This window comes from Alkalihalobacillus pseudalcaliphilus (assembly GCF_028610675.1).
In the GTDB taxonomy this organism is placed as follows: domain Bacteria; phylum Bacillota; class Bacilli; order Bacillales; family Bacillaceae_D; genus Alkalihalobacillus; species Alkalihalobacillus pseudalcaliphilus.
Genome location: NZ_JAQQWS010000001.1, coordinates 478,642 through 494,655, shown reverse-complemented (window position 1 = coordinate 494,655; position 16,014 = coordinate 478,642). Strand labels below are relative to the sequence as shown.

Genomic DNA, 16,014 nt, shown 5'->3' with positions numbered 1-16,014 from the left:
GAGGATTGTACAATGGATTAAAAGTAATTGCTATAGCTTTAGAATAAAGTTTGATTAAAAATACTTTAAACCCTTGATATTACTGTATATAAAAAGCTATCGTTTTGAATAAAGATTGATCAAAACGATAGTTTTCTTTTATTTTTAAGAACTGTTGTTTATAAAAAAGATTGATTATTTTAAAACTCTTTGTTTCACTAACGCCCCCTTTAGTTCAATAAGCAAACTCAAATGAGTTTGCTTATAAAGTTAGTGTTATTCTATTTCAAAATCCTTTATATTGGCTATTGGTTGAAGTGTTGCTTCTGGATTAAAGGTAGAAAGTTCTTCATCTTTTTGTACCTTTTTGACCCAATCGTGATCAGCTAAAGCCCCTTTACCAAGAGCCACTAGATCAGCACCGCCATCGTTTAAAATTTTGATCGCTCGATCTACATTTTCGAGTTGCCCGTTTGCGATAATGGGTAATTTGCTGTACTTTTTCGCAAGAGATACAAGAGAAGTCTCGCTACCTTCAAAGGCAGGTTGCCACGCTTCAAATTCTGTTACGTGAATATAGTTCAAACCCGATTTACCTAATGCACTAAAAATGATCTTTGCATCAGCTTCTTTGCCTGACCACTTGTAAAAGTAGTCATTGACTTGTGATTGTGAAATTCTCATACCAACAATAAACTGGTCATCTGCAACGGCTTCTGTTACGGCATTAGCAACTTCAACAAGGAACCGCACTCTATTTTCCGTGCTTCCCCCATATTCGTCTGTCCGTACATTCGTGTACTCTGTTAAAAAAGCATCCAATAAATAACCATTTGCGCCATGTAATTCTACGCCGTCAAAACCAGCAAATTTTGCTCTTTTTGCAGATTCCACAAAGCTGTTTTTTACATCTTCCATCTCCTCTTTTGTAATGGCTCTAGGAAGTTTAAAAGCTCCTTCTCCCAGATAAAATGTTAGTTGCTCCCCTTTTGGTTGAACGGCAGAAGGGGCAATAGTTTCGTCTGTAAATCGGTTTCCTTGTGAAAGTGGTCCGGTATGTTGCAATTGCATAAAGATTTTTCCACCTTCTGAATGAACAGCGTCAGCAACCTTCTTCCATTCTTTCGCTTGTTCATCCAATGCAATACCCGGTTGAAACTGATACGTCTGACTGTTCTTGTCATCTATATAAGTGCCTTCCGTAATAATCAAACCAAAACCACCCTTTGCAAAAGAACGGTAGTATTTAACCATTCTCTCTGAAACGAACCCTTCTTGGTCTGCACTAATTCTCGTCATTGGTGCAACCCCTACTCTATTTTTAAGCTCCGTGTTATTAATGTTTAGTGTTTGGAACAAGATGTTTTTATCCATTATTAAAATTCCTCCTGTTGAATTGATGATTGACAACTTCTTAATTGTTAGCTTAAATGAAGTATGAAATTTAGTAAAATGAATATATTAAAATTATACGTTCAATAATATTGAACCAACATAAGGAGCTACTTTCATGGAGCTACGCCAATTAATTACGTTTAAAACGATTGTAGAAAAAGGAAGTTTTAATAGAACCGCTGAACACTTAGGCTATTCACAATCCTCAATTACAACTCATATCAAAGAGCTTGAAAAAGAATTAGCTAATCCCTTGTTCGACCGATTAGGGAAAAAAGTTGTTTTAACCCATTTTGGAGAACAATTCTATCCCTATGCGAACCAAATTATTGAGCTTTACAATCAATCTTTAAATATTGATAAAGAGCCACAAGGACAACTAACAATCGGTATTTCAGAGTCGTTGACGATCTGCCGTGTTCCGCTTATTTTGCTTGAATTTAAACAAAAATATCCAAAGGTTAATCTGCATGTGAAATCATTAGAGAACTATGATGTTACCAAGAGTTTACAAAGCGGGGAAATTGATTTAGCACTTATTCTAGAGAAAGAAGATTGGGTAAAAGAAGATTTGTTTATTGAAGAATTGGTTCGGGAAAAAATGGTGCTCATTAGTCCTAACGAGATTGATGCTTCAAGAACGGCTTTGTATTCAGATTTAAGGTGTAGTTACAAGTCCGTTTTTGATGAATATATTAAGTTAAACCAGTTGGACATTGAAGCGAGTTTAGAGTTTCAGAGCATTGAAGCAATCAAGCATTGTGTTAAACATGGGTTAGGCATATCGTTAGTGCCTTTATTTTCAGTGAAAGAGGAATTAAAAGACGGTGTTTTTAAGGGGCAAGAAGTAACAAATAAGCAAACGTCAATCTCAACATATATGATCCACCATAAAGATAAATGGATTTCTCCATCCATAAAGAGCATGATGGACATTGTTCAAGAACATGCAAGTCGTTGGGAATAAAAAAGAGCTTCTTAGCTCTTTTTTTATATCACTAACCTGCTTGCTTGTTTAAGTGTAATTAATCACAATCTTTATCTGATTTAGTTAAATAAAACAAGCTTTAGAGAAATGAACTAAGGCGAATAGCATCGCAACATTTTTATAAACATCACAACTTTATTCAAAACATCGCGACTTTATTTCAAATCAACAATTGCAAAGAAATCTACCTCAGCAACACTGTTACATCTGAAAATACGCAATATAAAACCCAAATATACGCAATATAAATATCAAATTGACAAGTGTCTCATAAGACTTATCTCAAAAATGAGGTGATATTTTGCGGAAAATAGGTTATATTCGTGTCAGTTCGACTAGCCAAAATCCTTCAAGGCAATTTCAGCAGCTGAACGAGATCGGAATGGATATTATATATGAAGAGAAAGTTTCAGGAGCAACAAAGGAACGAGAGCAACTTCAAAAAATGTTAGAGGATTTACAAAAAGATGACATTATTTATGTGACTGACCTAACTCGGATCACTCGTAGTACACAGGATTTATTTGTATTAATTGATGATATAAGAGGTAAAAAGGCAAGTTTAAAATCATTAAAAGATTCATGGCTAGATTTAACAGAAGATAATCCATACAGCCAATTCTTAATTACGGTAATGGCTGGTGTTAACCAATTAGAGAGAGATCTTATTCGTATGCGACAACGTGAAGGGATTGAGTTAGCTAAAAAGGAAGGAAAGTTTAAAGGACGGTTAAAGAAGTATCATAAAAATCATGCTGGAATGAATTACGCGGTGAAGCTATATAAAGAAGGAAGTATGACTGTAAATCAAATTTGTGAAATTACAAATGTCTCTAGGGCTTCATTATATAGAAAGCTATCGGAAGGGAAACAATAATCGTTAATTATTCCATTATACGAAGGGCCAGATTGTTGAATATGCGTTACCCTAGAACAAACAGTCAGTGCTCATTTTTTAACACCAGAATTAGTACAGAATTTATAAAAAGGAATGTCTTGATATATATATATGAATGGTTTTGTGAGTTGATCAAAATGTTCCCGAACCGAAAAAAAGGTACAAGGTTATTTTCCATAAGTATCAGTTAAACTAGCCATTAAGAATAGAACAAATAAATATAGAAATATGCTAAAATAATGGTATTACCAAAAAAGATATTTATTGGAAAGAGGTTGAAGGTGTTTGTGACTAACATTCCAGAGCAATCAAATAAATCAACTCAGCGCTCTACTAAGGAAAAAGATCAATTAATGGGAAGGTTAAAGAGAATTGAGGGGCAAGTTAGAGGAATTCAAAATATGGTCGATAATGATCGATACTGTATAGATATTCTAACTCAAATATCAGCAATAAATGCTGCAATGAACAAAGTAGGTCTTCAACTATTAGAAAAACATACAAGACATTGTGTTACTGATGCGCTAAAAGATGGAGATGGAGAAGAAGCTATACAAGAATTAATGGATGTTTTTAAACGATTTACAAAAGCATAATACCCAATACCAGTAGTAAAATCGACTGGTATTATTTTTGACTCTTGACATACCCTACGGGGGTATGGTAAATTAGTTATTGAGAGGAGGAAATGTTATGACAGAGTTGTTAAAACTTCCAATAGAAACGTGTTGTAGCAACGCCTTTATAGCAAATAAAAGCAATATTTCTGAATTTCCAACTGTGCTCATTAGAGGAATGAACAGGTTTGAAAATCAATTAGGGGCATAAAAAGTTTAAAGGTGAGTAAAACTTATTGTGTCGATATAATAATACAACAAATTTCAACTGTTCAAGCTACAATAGTTGGAATTTCAAAATCGATAAAGTGGAATATTTCTGTTTGAGAAATATATGTTTGTTTTTCATATACCCAACTAGGGTATAGTAAATATAAAGGAGGAAGATTTAACGATGCAAAACGTAACTCTTAACGTACAAGGAATGTCTTGTGGACATTGTGTAAATTCTATAGAAGGTAATGTTGGAAAATTAAATGGAGTCGATTCTGTAAAAGTACATCTTTCCGAAGGAAAAGTAGATGTAACTTTTGATTCAACAATCTTAAGTTTAAACGAAATTACGGAAATTATTGAAGAACAAGGATATGAAGTAGAAAATGGACCAGCTCAAGGGGAAAGTTGTCATTAACAAAATCTAGATCGTGCATAATAATAGCACGATCTGTTTTTTTAAACAAAACATACCCCCATAGGGTATAAAAAGTTATGAGAAGGAGTGAAACATAATGTCACAAAAAGAAGCTACACTTCAAATATCGGGGATGACTTGTGCGGCTTGTGCAACAAAAATTGAAAAAACCTTATCTAAAATAGAAGGGGTAGAAAAAGCAAATGTTAATTTTGCTATTGAAAAAACAAAAGTTGTCTATGATGATGCAAAAACGAATGTAAAAGCATTTGAAGAAAAAATAAATAAACTTGGTTATGAAGTAGTACATGAAAAGCAAACGTTTGATATTTCTGGAATGACTTGTGCAGCTTGTGCAAATAAGATAGAAAAACGTTTAAGTAAATTGGATGGAGTCTCTAATACACATGTTAATTTTGCATTAGAAAATGTAACGGTAACTTTTAATCAAGATCAAGTAACTTCTAGTGAAATGATAGAAGCAGTAAAGAAATTAGGATATACCTTAAAGCCCGAAACTTCAAAAGCAGAAACGGCAAGTAATAAGGAAAAAGAGGTGCAGCACCAAACAGGAAAGTTTCTGTTTGCTGCAATTCTGACTTTACCTTTGTTATGGACGATGGTAACACATTTTGAGTTCACCTCTTTCCTATACGTACCAGATATGCTGATGAATCCTTGGGTACAGTTAACACTAGCAACACCAGTACAATTTATTGCAGGAGCACAGTTTTATTCTGGGGCATATAAAGCCCTTCGAAGTAAAAGTGCCAACATGGATGTATTAATCGCTCTCGGAACCACAGTGGCTTTTCTCTACAGTATTTTTCTTGGTTACGAATGGCATGTTGCTGGGCAATTAGGAATGGCAGATCTCTATTTTGAAGCAGCAGCTGTAATTATCACATTAGTTATTCTCGGTAAATTGTTTGAAGTACGTGCAAAAGGTAGAACTGGGCAAGCAATTCAAAAATTGTTAGGTATGCAAGCAAAAACGGCTAGAATCATTCGCGATGGAGAAGAAAAAGAAGTTGCCATAGAAGAAGTGGTTGTAGGTGATCAAGTAGTAGTTCGCCCTGGAGAGAAAGTTCCTGTGGACGGAAAAATTATTAAAGGACAGTCTGCAGTTGACGAGTCCATGATTACTGGAGAAAGTATTCCAGTTGATAAAAAAGTAAATGATGGAGTAATTGGTTCCACTATTAATAAGAATGGCATGTTGTTAGTGGAAGCTACAAAGGTAGGAAAAGATACAGCCTTAGCACAAATTGTGAAGGTTGTAGAAGAAGCACAAGGAAGTAAAGCAGACATTCAACGTGTTGCAGACAAAGTCTCTGGAGTATTTGTGCCAGTTGTTGTAGTTATCGCTATTGCTACTTTTCTAGTTTGGTATTTCATAGTTGCACCAGGTGATTTAAGAGCAGCTCTAGTACCGATGATCACAATCTTGGTGATAGCATGTCCATGTGCTCTAGGTTTAGCAACTCCAACTTCTATAATGGCTGGCTCTGGGAGAGCAGCAGAACTAGGAGTCCTTTTTAAAGGAGGAGAACACCTAGAAAACACTCGATCCATTAATACAGTAGTTTTAGACAAAACAGGAACAGTTACAAAAGGAGAGCCAGAGTTAACTGATTTTATATTACAAGATGATTTTTCAGAAGATGAGGTTCTTAAATTAGTTGGATCTGCCGAAAAAAATTCGGAACATCCATTGGCAGAAGCTATTGTGAGAGGCGTATTAGAAAAAGGAATTACAGTTGAAGAAGCAGAAGAGTTTGAAGCTATCCCTGGTTTTGGTATAAGCGCTGTAGTTAACGGAAGAAAGGTTTTTGTAGGCACAAGAAAATTAATGCAACAACAACAAATTAATACCTCCGAACTCGAACAGTCGATGAGTAAGTTAGAGACTGAAGGAAAAACAGCTATGTTAGTAGCTATTGAACAAAGATTTGCTGGAATTATTGCTGTTGCAGATACAGTTAAAGACACCTCTAAAGAAGCAATTAAAAGAATGCATGACTTAGGACTAGAAGTAATTATGCTAACAGGTGATAACGAAAGAACGGCAGCAGCGATAGGAAAACAAGTAGGGATTGATAGAGTAATCGCGGAAGTAGTGCCGGAACAAAAAGCAGATGAAATTAAGAAACTTCAACAAGAAGGAAAGAAAGTAGCAATGGTTGGTGATGGAATCAACGATGCACCAGCATTAGCAGTTGCTGATATTGGTATGGCAATAGGCACGGGTACAGATGTTGCAATTGAAGCCGCAGATATAACTCTCATGCGGGGGGATCTACACAGTGTAGCAGATAGTATCATAATCAGTAGCAAGACCATGCGTAACATTAAACAAAACTTATTCTTTGCATTCTTCTACAACTCAGCATCTATCCCTATAGCAGCAATTGGTTTACTTGCCCCATGGGTTGCAGGTGCTGCCATGGCATTTAGTTCGGTATCAGTTGTCCTGAACGCCTTAAGGTTACAACGGTTAAAATTGGCTAAAGGGGGAGTAGCTAATGTCGATTAAAAAGTGGGTAATCATAGCAAGTGTTTATCTGATTGCGGTATTTGGAGGATATGGACTCCTTACGGGAGAAAACCCTTTTAAAAGTGGTGCAATGAATCATCAAGAACATGCAGAGGGGCATGAACCAAAAAATGAAAGTGATGGGCATGGCAACCATGCCCATCAAGAAGATGGCCCTTCTGAAATAGAAGTGAGTGTTTCATATGTAGATAACGAGCTTACTATTGAATTAATGGATGATGAAGGTAATGCACCAACTTTGTCTATCACACATGAAAAGGAAATGCATGCCATTTTAGTTTCTAGTGATTTAAAAGAATATATTCATCTACATCCGGAAAACAAGGATGATGGCATTTTTGTTGTTGAGGAAAGTTTAAGTAGTGGACAGTATGAAGTTTTCATTGATATTAAACCGTCTACCAAAAACTATGAGGTGGAAGCAATCCCATTAAACATTGGCGAAACATCTACCCCAAATGCAAGCCTAACACCAGATGAAGAGTGGACAAAGGATATAGAGGGCAAGAAGGTTACTTTAGAACCTATATCAGCAAAAACGGGTGAAGAGGTTCTGTTGAAATTTGATCTTCATGGGGAAAAACCCGAAAAGTATCTTGGTGCGTTAGGTCACGTTGTTATTATTGACGAACAAGTTGAGGATTTCATTCATGTTCATCCTACTTCAGAGCAAGAGACCAATTTTATCACTCATTTCTCCAAACCTGGACTATATAAAGTTTGGGCAGAATTTAAGTTTGAAGGAAAGGTAAACGCTTATCCATTCGTCATTGAAGTTCAGTAAAGATTCTAGTAAAAGATTTAGAATTTCATGGAGGCCAGGTAGTGATTCTACTTGGCTTTCCTCAATAAAAATAGAAATTTCCACATCTAAATAAGACGATAAAAAACATTACTTTTGGAGGGAGAGGAGCTAATGACAGTTAAAAAAATCAAATTAGCAGTAAATGGTGGGATTGCATTTGGAGCAAAGCTAAATGCCAGACAACTTATACTTATTGCTAGTTACATGAACAACGAAGAAGAAGTGGAATTAACCACTTTTCAACAAATCTATATTGAAGTAGAGGAAGAAAGAGTAGAAGAAATTAAAGAAAAGTTTAATGAGGTGGGACTTTTTTGTTATCCTGTAGGGAATTTTGTGAAGAGCTTAAGAACTTGTAATTTTTGCAAGGGAGAAGAAGAAGAAGGTATGCCTGTAGCAAAGGAAATAAACAAACGCATTGCTGGAAAGCCAGTTCCTTTCACATTAAAACCTGCCTATACTGGTTGTCCCGTAGGTTGTGGGGAACCTCTTGTCAATGACATTGGAATAATGAAAAGAAGTGATGCTTATGACTTATATATCGGTGGTCATTCAAAAGGGAAAAATGCTAGAGTTGGCAATTTGGTTTTAGAACAATTAACACCTGAACAACTTTATGAAGCAGTTGATAAGATAATCACTATTTATTCGGAAAATGGAAAGAAGAGAGAAGCACTTTTCAAATTTGTTGACCGTTTTGGCTTAGAAAACATAAAAAGTCATTTAGTTAATTAATGTGTAATATTCTTCAACTTGAAAAAACTATAATAAATTTTGTGTTAAAAATTCTATTCTAGAACAAAAATAGAAGGAGAATCTGTTTATGAAAAACCATAACGGGCATCTTAATCATGCACATCATCATACAAGTGATACAGGAAATCTACAGAATGAAATTAGTATAAAGGTAAGTTATAACAGAAACCTTTTAATTATTGAACTAAAAGATAATCATAATCAGGCGCCACAGTTAGAGATTAACCATGAAAAGGAACTTCATTTAATCATTATCAGTTCAGACATGAAAAAATACTTGCATTTACATCCTAAAAATATTGGAACTGGTAAATTCGAACAAGAAATAGCCCTAGAAGAAGGTTCTTATAAAATCTTTGTAGATATAAGCCCAAGAGATTTAATTTACAGGGTAAAGCCCATTGATTTGAATGTTGGCCATTTAATAAATAATCATAGTCACCATAATTTAGAACCGGATACGAAATTACAAAAGACGATTAACAATAAATCTCTAGAACTTCAAATTGATTCGCTTTCAGTAGATCAGCCAACGACCTTAACATACAATTTTCTCGACACACTTCCAGAACCATATTTAGGAGCACTAGGGCATGTAATAATTATCAATGAAGAAGCTACACAATTTATCCATGTGCACCCTGTTTCCGATGACAAGACAATATTCACCACACAATTCATTAATCCCGGACTTTATAAAGTTTGGGGAGAATTTAAATTTAATGACCAAGTAATCACCTATCCATTTGTTATAGAAGTGAAGTAAATATATAAAAATAGGATGTAGCATTAATGAGGAGGTTTTATCATGAAGTTTGAACTTTATACTCGTCCAACTTGTTCTGATTGCCAAGCAGCGAAGAAGTTTCTTTCTCAAAACAATATAGACTTTCTTGAATTTGATTTAACGAAAGTACCAGAAAAAGAAGAAGAATTGAAAAAGGTTTCTGGTGCAAGAATTGTTCCAACGTTTGTTTTTAAAGAAACTATTCTTGGCCTCCCTAAGAAATCCAAAGTGTTTATAGGATTTGAGAATAATTTTGATGAAATTAAAGGGAAGTTAGGATTAAGCTGAGTCTCCAAAAACAAAAACAGTGGATATGCACCCTGATACCGTGAAGGGGGAAATCAAATGTCACTTAGAACACCTCCATTGGAGAATCAGAGTTCTGTAAAAGATAAATTGAAAATAATTATCTTACTAGCCATTCCTGCTGTAATCGAGAATTTCTTTCAGACATTACTGGGATTTGTTGATACGTTGTTTGTCGCTAAGATTGGTTTAGCTGAAGTATCTGCTGTGGGAGTTACCAATGCAGTACTTGCTATCTATTTTGCAGTATTTATGGCTGTGGGAGTAGCAACCAATGTTTTGATTTCAAATTTCTTGGGTGCAGGTAAGGTAGAAAAAGCAAGGCATATTGCCCAACAGGCTATTGTTATGGCAATAGCACTTGGCATTGCTTTTGGTATTATTACGTTGTTTTTTGCAGATAATATGCTTTTATTAATGGGATTAGACGAAGAGGTATTAAAATTAGGTAGTCTATATTTTAAAATAGTAGGGGTACCTTCCATTTTTATGTCTTTAATGTTTGTATTAAGTAGTATTCTTCGTGGTGCAGGTGATACAAAATCTCCTATGAAGACAAGCATAATGGTAAATATCATCAACGTAATACTAGATTTCATCTTAATATTTGGATTCTGGTTCATTCCTGCATATGGAATTGTCGGGGCTGCGTTAGCAAGTGTATTTGCACGATTATATGGAACCATACTCTTATTCCGATATATTAACAAGACAAAAGATATAGCGTTTAGAAAGGATTATTGGAAAATAGATAAAGGACATCAAATTGAATTATTAAGTCTTGGAAGCCCAGCAGCAATAGAAAGATTGGCTATGAGAGTTGGTCAGATTGTTTATTTTGGATTTATAGTAGCACTTGGGACTAATACTTTTGCTGCCCATCAAATTGCGGGAAATATTGAAGTATTTTCTTATATGATTGCATATGGATTTGCTGCTGCAGCTACAATTCTTGTTGGAAGAAATATTGGAGCAAACAATTATTGTGATGCTAAAGAATATGCAAAATTAACGACTTTTTTAGCGATAGGTTTCATGTCTATTTTCGGTATCTTATTATTCCTTTATGGAGAATGGGCAGGAAGTTTATTTACGGAAGATCCAAAAGTAATAGCTGAAATTGGTATTGCTCTTAAAATTGCAGCTGTATTTCAACCGTTTTTAGCAGTTGTGTTAGTGTTAACTGGTGCATATCAAGGCGCAAACAATACAAAATATCCTATGTATTTGACCATTATTGGGATGTGGCTTATAAGGACTGGGACAGTCTATCTTCTTGCGATAGTGCTGGAAATGGGCTTGGCAGGTGTTTGGATAGCGATTGGAATTGATATAGTCTTTAGAGCAATCATCCTATGGACTCGTTTCACCAAGGATCATTGGGTTTCTAAAACGAAAGATAAGATTGCAGATTGCCATCCCAGAACTAGAAATGCTCAACTTTCCAAGTCAGTTAATAATTATTAATAGTTGAGAAATTAATTTATCTATTCTATAGGATGTTGCGTTTTAGGGTATCTTTATAAGGTACTTTAAGCGTTTCATCCTTTTTAAATGTATAGTCCACAATATTAATAAAAGTTTTCGAAAAAATAAAGACATTACGCTCGAACTACTAACAATGGGTGAAATGATAAACAAAGAATATAGTATTACTTGTTTAAAATACAAAAATATATTGTTTATGAAGAATGTGTGAACATAAGTTCTGAAAGGTTAAAAAAATGAATACCTCCATAAATTCTGCAAAATTTAGAAGTATATTATTTGTATCATCATATAGGAGGTATAAAGATGAATGTTAAAAAGTTATTAATGGTAGGGGTGCTTACTCTAATTGCTATGCTGACATTATCTGCATGTGCTAGTAACGGCGAGAATCATGATATGCAGGACATGGAAGGAGACCATACGGATGGCGATCATTCCGGGATGGATCATTCAGGTATGAAAATGTCTGGCTCAGGAGAAGTCCCTGAGGATTTAAAAGAAGCAGAAAATCCAACCTTTCCTGTTGGGAGTAATGCCATCATTACAGAAGCACATATGCCTGGTATGGAAGGGGTAGAAGCAACAATAGTAGGAGCTTATGAAACAACCGTCTACACCATTTCGTATAATCCAACAAATGGTGGTGAAAGAGTGGAAGACCATAAATGGATTATCCATGAGGAAGTAGCTAATAGACAAGAAGAACCATACCAAGTAGGTGATGAAATAACGGTAGATGCAGATCATATGGAAGGTATGGATGGAGCAAATGCTACCATTGACTCTGCTGAAAAGACTACTGTTTATATGGTTGACTTTATCCTTTCCGATAGTGGAGAAGAAGTAACGAACCATAAATGGGTGACAGAAAGTGAACTTTCACAGGAATAAAGATCTGCAAATATTATCTTAAAAGCTATTATAGTGAGCTTTACCTTAGGAAATCAAAAGCCTCTTTCATTTTGAAAGAGGCTTTAACATTTTTCAATAATTTAAATTAAATCAGATTTAATAAATCAAAAAACCTCTTTAAGGTATTGCTTTTCAAGAGTATACAATAGATTGTTTTATCACAAGTTTATGTGGAATACATCTATTTAGAATTAGTTATTACTAACCTTTCCGTTCTCGAGGATATAAGCCCAGGTTTGGCCATTGTCTTTGGTCTGGAAGATACTGTTGTTAGCTGTAACAAGTGTTATTTCTTCTCTATTACTTGGATTTGTCGTCAAAAATAAAACTGGGTTTTCTCTTGAAACATCTTCTGGTAATGGTATCTCTTTTGAATCTTTATTTTGTAATTCAACATTAATTAATTTAATATCTTCTTTCTCAACCTGGAAATAAATTAGACTATTCTCTTGATATTCGACGGTTGTAACAGGAGTGTTTGGTGACAGTAATTCAAAATCATTCCCAAAGTTAGAGGATACAAATAAACCTTTATTAGTTGAAATGCTTATGTTTTCAGGATTATTAGGGTGGGTCGCAATATTTCCTATAGAGTTGGCAGAAACGCCATTCATTTCGCTTTGCTGCCAGCTCTCTCCACCGTCGATTGAATAATGTAAACCTACTGTTAGGGAATTAGGGTGTTCATTATACACGTAAAGAGTGTGATTATAATAACTTGCAGCTAAATAGTGGAAATCTATTTCGCCATAAAATTTAATTTTTTCTAAAGTATTTCCTTGATCAGTACTCTTCATAATACCCAATGGGTTCTTTAAATTAGATTTAAGCGAGGGATGACCACTTGAAAAGAATCCATTATCTGTAGTTTGAAATCCCATATAGTCATGGTTATTCTTATTAGTTTTGAACCATTTATCATCTGAGAACTTAAGTAGACCATGGTGGGTAGCTATAAAGAGAGTTTGATTACTTCCTAAATAGCCAATTCCATGGATGTGAGTCACTATTTCTTCGTTTGCGTCTATAAAAAAGGAGTCAATGCCATTATCTTTAGAGCTTATACAACCAGTAAGCATAGTACTTATTAAAGTGAGCAAAAACGTTTTTTGTATCCATTTCATAATTAATCCTCCGTAGAATACTTCAATTATTCATACCTTTTATTCCATCTATATCCAATTCCCCAAATAGTTTTTAAATGTTTATCAACTTCAAATCCAGTTTTTCTGAGTTTATCCCGCAAATTTCTAATGTGTGAATCTATTGTTCTGTTCTCAGTTTCTGCTTTGAATTCCCACAACGTGGCCAGTAAGTGATCACGCGTAAAAACTTTATCAGAATTTAATAAAAAAAGTTTTAACAAGTCAAATTCTTTAGGTGTAACGGAAATGGGAACACCATTAAAATCTAGTTTATAAATAATGGGATCAAGAGTTAATCCTCTAAAATAGAGGGGTTTGTTCCAATTCTCTTCTTTAACAGTACGTCTAAGTACAGCTTCTATTCTTGCTATCAGAACCTCTTCATTAAATGGTTTTGAGATGTAATCATCCGCCCCAATTTTTAACCCTTTTACCATATCACTAGTATCATTTCTTGCCGTTAGCATAATGATAGGAGTATTTGAAAACTCTCTTAATTTCTTTAATGTTTCCCAGCCGTTTAGTAATGGCATCATGACATCAAGGATTATTAAATCTACGTCGTTTTGTTCTATATATGAAATACCATCTGTACCACTATTCATTTTAATGCAGTCATATCCATAAGGCACCAAGTATAAAGATAGGAGATCTAACATTCTTTGTTCATCATCAATTAAAACTATCCGTCTCATATAGCATCAGGCCTCCTTTAATAACACTGAAACGGTCGTACCAGCCCCCAACTTACTTGCCACATGAAGCTCTGCGTCATGAGCCTCTACTATTTCCTTGACTATGGATAAGCCTAAACCAACACCACCAGTAAGGCGAGATCTGGATTTTTCAACCCTATACAAGCTATCAAAAATAAAAGGAAGCTCTTCTTCAGGTATACCTACCCCTTGGTCAGATATTGCAAGGATAACATGGTTTTTAGTCTTCTTTATTTCAATAGTGGTCACACCACCATTAGAATATTTGAGTGCATTATCTAAAAGATTCAAAATTACTTGTTCAAATCGGACTGGGTCAATATTTACAATGTTACCTGGTTGCTCCAAGAAGATAAGTCCAATTCCAGTACTAGAGAAAATAGGTTTAACTTTTTCATAGATAAGTTTAATAAAAGATGAAACATCTACTCTTTCTTTTTGAATAATAAAGGAGTTTTGGTCCATTTTAGCCAATTCAAATAACTCTTCTAAAAGGGTTGAAACCCTTGAGGATTCCTCGTGAATAATTTTAATATATTCCATTCTTTGATTGTCATTTAAATTGGATTTAAGTGCTATGTCTGCGTATCCCTTTATATAGGTCAATGGTGTCCGAAGCTCATGAGATATACTTGCAAGAAATTCTTTTCTTTCCTGTTGTAAAAAGTTTAAGTTATTTGCCAATGTATTTATTGATTTGGCTAAATCCCCAAGTTCATCTTTAGAATTGACAGGTAAGTGAAGAGAAAAGTCACCCTTACTAATTTTTTTTGTTGCGTTATTCATTGATATTAGTGGTTTCGTGAGAATTTTAATTAGGATAAAATTTGTTATGATTAGAAAAAACAAGATAATTACAACGGCAATTCCAAAATGATGATTAAGATCTTTGATTACCCCCTGAATTTGATTAGTACTTTTCAACATATAAACAATCCCGGTTTCTCCATTCGATGTTTGATATGGGGAAGCCGTAGCAATATATGGTTGTGATTTCCAATCCTTTTGTACAATTTGCTCCCGTTGATAATTGGGTTTAATAATACGATTAATAGCTTCATTAACTGGAAAGGATGTCTTTATCACATTACCTTCTTCATTGGTTATCACCACTTCAGTATCCGTTTTAGACTCCATTAAGGCTATATGTTGAAGTGTATTCTCATCAAAAGTGACCTTCAAAACATCTCTATGACTATTACCCCTTGCTAAAAGTGAATGTAATTCCTCTTCGACAAGCGACTCTACTACATTTTTATGAAGAAATAGCATAGATCCTGCTTCAATAATTAATATACAACAGAAAAACCACAGCCCTAATTTTGTTGAAAATTTCATTTAAAACACCTACTTTGAATATGTATAGTATAAACAATAATTATCGAGAAAGTATGCAGACAAGCTAAGATTATTGAGTATACTATTTTTCTCATTATATTAGATTGCAAACAAAAAGAAAAAACACGCCATCAAATGACGTGCTATCTTTAAATAGCTATATTATGCAATTATTTTGCGACAAACTTCTGCACAATGATAGCAGGCATCCGCACAGTTTTGACAATGTTCATGGTTATGTCTACCACATTCATCTCCACACGCTTGACAAATCTCTACACATAATTTTATAACTTCTTTTAATATAGGACTATTTGTCTGAATTGCTCTTGCAGTGAAGCTACAAATATCCGCACATTCACGATCCAATCGGATACAGGCAGCCATCATTTTCACATTGTCTTCATCTAAACATGCATCAAAACAAGTATTACATTTTTCCATACAAGTTAAACAAGCTTCCAAACATTCTTGATATTGGCTCTGAGTTAACATAGATAACACCTCTTTTAATTTTTTCCGTACATTAAGGTGATACCCATCATCACTTTTTCAAATTCAACATATTAAAAAGTCCTTAAATTCTGCACATAATTGTAAAAAACACAGTTTATGGAGATAAACGAATGGCAACTTCAATTATTTTTCAAAGACATTAAAAATGTTAAATAAGTAAACGCAAAAGTAATCATA

General features: G+C 34.4%; 17 protein-coding genes. 12 read left to right on the top strand and 5 right to left on the bottom strand.

From position 1 onward, the window contains the following. Positions 1 to 255: 255 nt before the first annotated feature. Positions 256 to 1,353: an NADH:flavin oxidoreductase gene (locus PQ479_RS02390; RefSeq protein ID WP_047989192.1), complete on the bottom strand. Its 1,098-nt coding sequence runs from the start codon at positions 1,351 to 1,353 to the stop codon at positions 256 to 258. Between the two features lie 136 nt (positions 1,354 to 1,489). Between PQ479_RS02390 and PQ479_RS02385 the strand changes: the two genes are divergently transcribed. The 12 genes from PQ479_RS02385 (at position 1,490) to PQ479_RS02330 (ending at position 12,101) form a co-directional block, all read left to right on the top strand. Then, entirely contained in the window at positions 1,490 to 2,341 is an 852-nt protein-coding gene (locus PQ479_RS02385; RefSeq protein ID WP_047989193.1) for a LysR family transcriptional regulator, read from the top strand. Positions 2,342 to 2,663: 322 nt separating this feature from the next. Further along, entirely contained in the window at positions 2,664 to 3,239 is a 576-nt protein-coding gene (locus PQ479_RS02380; protein WP_047989194.1) for a recombinase family protein, read from the top strand. A gap of 317 nt (positions 3,240 to 3,556) precedes the next feature. Further along, positions 3,557 to 3,856, top strand: coding sequence for a metal-sensing transcriptional repressor (locus PQ479_RS02375; protein ID WP_273716846.1), 300 nt, complete (start codon positions 3,557 to 3,559; stop codon positions 3,854 to 3,856). A gap of 97 nt (positions 3,857 to 3,953) precedes the next feature. Continuing rightward, positions 3,954 to 4,088, top strand: coding sequence for a hypothetical protein (locus PQ479_RS02370; RefSeq protein ID WP_273716741.1), 135 nt, complete (start codon positions 3,954 to 3,956; stop codon positions 4,086 to 4,088). 183 nt (positions 4,089 to 4,271) lie between these two features. Then, positions 4,272 to 4,508, top strand: coding sequence for a copper chaperone CopZ (gene copZ, locus PQ479_RS02365; protein ID WP_047989195.1), 237 nt, complete (start codon positions 4,272 to 4,274; stop codon positions 4,506 to 4,508). A 94-nt stretch (positions 4,509 to 4,602) separates the two neighbouring features. Then, entirely contained in the window at positions 4,603 to 7,044 is a 2,442-nt protein-coding gene (locus PQ479_RS02360; protein ID WP_273716844.1) for a heavy metal translocating P-type ATPase, read from the top strand. Further along, a complete protein-coding gene (locus tag PQ479_RS02355) occupies positions 7,034 to 7,849 on the top strand; it encodes a hypothetical protein (RefSeq protein WP_273716740.1) in 816 nt (271 codons plus the stop codon). The genes PQ479_RS02360 and PQ479_RS02355 overlap by 11 nt, the downstream gene beginning before the upstream one ends. A 132-nt stretch (positions 7,850 to 7,981) precedes the next feature. Further along, the gene (locus PQ479_RS02350; protein ID WP_047989197.1) at positions 7,982 to 8,605 is read left to right on the top strand and encodes an NAD(P)/FAD-dependent oxidoreductase; all 624 of its coding nucleotides are present in this window, start codon (positions 7,982 to 7,984) and stop codon (positions 8,603 to 8,605) included. 88 nt (positions 8,606 to 8,693) lie between these two features. Continuing rightward, entirely contained in the window at positions 8,694 to 9,392 is a 699-nt protein-coding gene (locus tag PQ479_RS02345) for a hypothetical protein (RefSeq protein ID WP_047989198.1), read from the top strand. 42 nt (positions 9,393 to 9,434) lie between these two features. Beyond that, entirely contained in the window at positions 9,435 to 9,701 is a 267-nt protein-coding gene (locus PQ479_RS02340) for a glutaredoxin family protein (protein WP_047989199.1), read from the top strand. Positions 9,702 to 9,758: 57 nt separating this feature from the next. Then, complete coding sequence (locus PQ479_RS02335; protein ID WP_047989200.1) at positions 9,759 to 11,186, top strand: MATE family efflux transporter; 1,428 nt, start codon at positions 9,759 to 9,761, stop codon at positions 11,184 to 11,186. Positions 11,187 to 11,513: 327 nt separating this feature from the next. Next, complete coding sequence (locus PQ479_RS02330) at positions 11,514 to 12,101, top strand: YdhK family protein (protein WP_047989201.1); 588 nt, start codon at positions 11,514 to 11,516, stop codon at positions 12,099 to 12,101. A 212-nt stretch (positions 12,102 to 12,313) separates the two neighbouring features. Here the strand turns inward: PQ479_RS02330 and PQ479_RS02325 are convergent, their stop codons facing one another. From PQ479_RS02325 to PQ479_RS02310, 4 genes are all read right to left on the bottom strand, one after another. Continuing rightward, positions 12,314 to 13,246: a F510_1955 family glycosylhydrolase gene (locus PQ479_RS02325; protein ID WP_047989202.1), complete on the bottom strand. Its 933-nt coding sequence runs from the start codon at positions 13,244 to 13,246 to the stop codon at positions 12,314 to 12,316. A 26-nt stretch (positions 13,247 to 13,272) separates the two neighbouring features. Beyond that, complete coding sequence (locus PQ479_RS02320) at positions 13,273 to 13,962, bottom strand: response regulator transcription factor (RefSeq protein ID WP_047989203.1); 690 nt, start codon at positions 13,960 to 13,962, stop codon at positions 13,273 to 13,275. Between the two features lie 6 nt (positions 13,963 to 13,968). After that, positions 13,969 to 15,321 carry a sensor histidine kinase gene (locus PQ479_RS02315; RefSeq protein ID WP_047989204.1) on the bottom strand — a complete coding sequence of 451 codons (1,353 nt, stop codon included), beginning with the start codon at positions 15,319 to 15,321 and terminating at the stop codon, positions 13,969 to 13,971. 162 nt (positions 15,322 to 15,483) lie between these two features. Next, positions 15,484 to 15,816, bottom strand: coding sequence for a four-helix bundle copper-binding protein (locus PQ479_RS02310; RefSeq protein ID WP_047989205.1), 333 nt, complete (start codon positions 15,814 to 15,816; stop codon positions 15,484 to 15,486). Between the last annotated feature and the right edge of the window lie 198 nt (positions 15,817 to 16,014).

Coding starts and splice junctions, on each gene's coding strand:
- PQ479_RS02345 (WP_047989198.1), top strand. CDS start 8,694: ATGAAAAACCATAACGGGCATCTTAATCATGCACATCATCATACAAGT.
- PQ479_RS02370 (WP_273716741.1), top strand. CDS start 3,954: ATGACAGAGTTGTTAAAACTTCCAATAGAAACGTGTTGTAGCAACGCC.
- PQ479_RS02350 (WP_047989197.1), top strand. CDS start 7,982: ATGACAGTTAAAAAAATCAAATTAGCAGTAAATGGTGGGATTGCATTT.
- PQ479_RS02330 (WP_047989201.1), top strand. CDS start 11,514: ATGAATGTTAAAAAGTTATTAATGGTAGGGGTGCTTACTCTAATTGCT.
- PQ479_RS02355 (WP_273716740.1), top strand. CDS start 7,034: ATGTCGATTAAAAAGTGGGTAATCATAGCAAGTGTTTATCTGATTGCG.
- copZ (WP_047989195.1), top strand. CDS start 4,272: ATGCAAAACGTAACTCTTAACGTACAAGGAATGTCTTGTGGACATTGT.
- PQ479_RS02320 (WP_047989203.1), bottom strand. CDS start 13,962: ATGAGACGGATAGTTTTAATTGATGATGAACAAAGAATGTTAGATCTC.
- PQ479_RS02335 (WP_047989200.1), top strand. CDS start 9,759: ATGTCACTTAGAACACCTCCATTGGAGAATCAGAGTTCTGTAAAAGAT.
- PQ479_RS02325 (WP_047989202.1), bottom strand. CDS start 13,246: ATGAAATGGATACAAAAAACGTTTTTGCTCACTTTAATAAGTACTATG.
- PQ479_RS02310 (WP_047989205.1), bottom strand. CDS start 15,816: ATGTTAACTCAGAGCCAATATCAAGAATGTTTGGAAGCTTGTTTAACT.
- PQ479_RS02390 (WP_047989192.1), bottom strand. CDS start 1,353: ATGGATAAAAACATCTTGTTCCAAACACTAAACATTAATAACACGGAG.
- PQ479_RS02340 (WP_047989199.1), top strand. CDS start 9,435: ATGAAGTTTGAACTTTATACTCGTCCAACTTGTTCTGATTGCCAAGCA.
- PQ479_RS02315 (WP_047989204.1), bottom strand. CDS start 15,321: ATGAAATTTTCAACAAAATTAGGGCTGTGGTTTTTCTGTTGTATATTA.
- PQ479_RS02385 (WP_047989193.1), top strand. CDS start 1,490: ATGGAGCTACGCCAATTAATTACGTTTAAAACGATTGTAGAAAAAGGA.